At 72.5% G+C, this 1409-nt stretch carries 2 protein-coding genes; one reads left to right on the top strand and one right to left on the bottom strand.

Going from position 1 to position 1409, the window contains the following annotated elements:
- Positions 1–270 precede the first annotated feature (270 nt).
- A complete protein-coding gene (locus tag I5E_RS06725) occupies positions 271–648 on the bottom strand; it encodes a VOC family protein (protein WP_022906309.1) in 378 nt (125 codons plus the stop codon).
- Positions 649–1152: 504 nt separating this feature from the next.
- On the opposite strand from I5E_RS06725, the gene I5E_RS21355 reads away from it, so the two are divergent.
- On the top strand, positions 1153–1409 hold a 257-nt coding region (locus I5E_RS21355; protein ID WP_042723658.1), incomplete at its 3' end, for a hypothetical protein.

The following is a 1409-nucleotide window of genomic DNA, read 5'->3' as shown; positions in this document are numbered from 1 at the left end:
GCAGCGCTCGCGGACATCCAGGCCGGAGCGATCCTCGCGGCGCTGCCGCTGATCATCCTCTACCTGATCTTCCAGCGGCAGATCGTCGAGGGCGTCACGGGGTCCGGCCTGAAGGGCTGACGCAACCACAGGACGGACGGGCGCGCCCCGCTCAGCGGCAACGCGAAGCGTTGCGCGGGGCGCGCCGACCGAGCCTGCGAGGGAGGCGCGGTGCCAGNNGGCACCGCGCCTCCTGTCCGTCTACGGGTCGCGCAACGCGAGGGGGCTCCTTCACAGCGGCGCGAGCCGCGTCCGGAGGAGGCAGAACTCGTTGCCCTCCGGGTCCTGCAGGACGTGCCAGGACTCCTCCCCCGTCTGTCCGACGTCGGCCGGCCGCGCTCCGAGCGCCAGCAGACGGTCGAGTTCGGCGTCCTGGTCGCGGTCCACGGGGCTGAGGTCGAGGTGGAGCCGGAGCGGCCGCGTCTTCGCGTGTTCGACCTTCGCGAGGATGATCGTCGGGGTCGCGCCGCCGAACCCAGCGGCTGGGCCGATCTCGATGTCGTCCTCGTCCCTTGCGAGTTCGACGTAGTCGAGGACCGCGCACCAGAAGCGCGACAACGCCTCGGGGTCGGCGCAGTTGAGGACGAGTTCGCTCAGTCGGCTGCTCATGCCGCGGAGGCTACCCGTCCGTCGAGCGGGCGGGCAGCCGTGACGGTCGGTGGGCGCGGGGTCCTCGCGGCCCGGGGCGGGGCGGTGCGGAGCGGCCGGATCGGCGTACCTGGCGGGAACGGGCGTACCTGGTCGGAACTTTCGGGGCAGTACGCCCGAATCGACCAGGTACCGCGGGCTCGCCCGGTCGGAACGGGCGTACCCGGCGGGAACGGGCGTACCTGGCGGGAACGGGCTTAGCCGGTGGGAACGGGCGTACCTGGTCGGAAGTTTCGGGGCAGTACGCCCGGATCGACCAGGTACCGCGGGCTCGCCTGGTCGGAACGGGCGTACCTGGCGGGAGCGGGCGTAGCCGGTGGGAACGGGCGTAGCCAGCGGGAACGCTGACGCGACCCCGGGACGGACGGGAGGCGCGGTGCCCGCTGGTACCGCGCCTCCTGTCCGTCTGTCGGTACCCCGGACGAGGGGTCGCCGGACCGCTGCGTGTTCCGGGATGATCGCGGGGTGCTGAAGACCCGCCGGCGGCTGCTGTCCGCGATCGCCGCCACCGGCGTCATGCTGACCCTGACCGGCTGCTCGGGCCACGACGCGTTCCCGAAGGACTACGGACACGCGTGGTTCGACCGGATGTCCTCGCTCCTCGGCGGTGGCAAGAGTGCAGCGGGCGGAACCGGCGGGCAGCTCCTCGTGAACGACAACGAGCGTGGAGCGGTCACGGGGTCCGCCGCGCTCGAGTACGACCTCTCCGGCCCGTACGACGT

The sequence above is a fragment of the Curtobacterium sp. B18 genome, from assembly GCF_000333375.1.
In the GTDB taxonomy this organism is placed as follows: Bacteria; Actinomycetota; Actinomycetes; order Actinomycetales; family Microbacteriaceae; genus Curtobacterium.
This window is presented reverse-complemented; position numbering and strand designations above follow the sequence as displayed.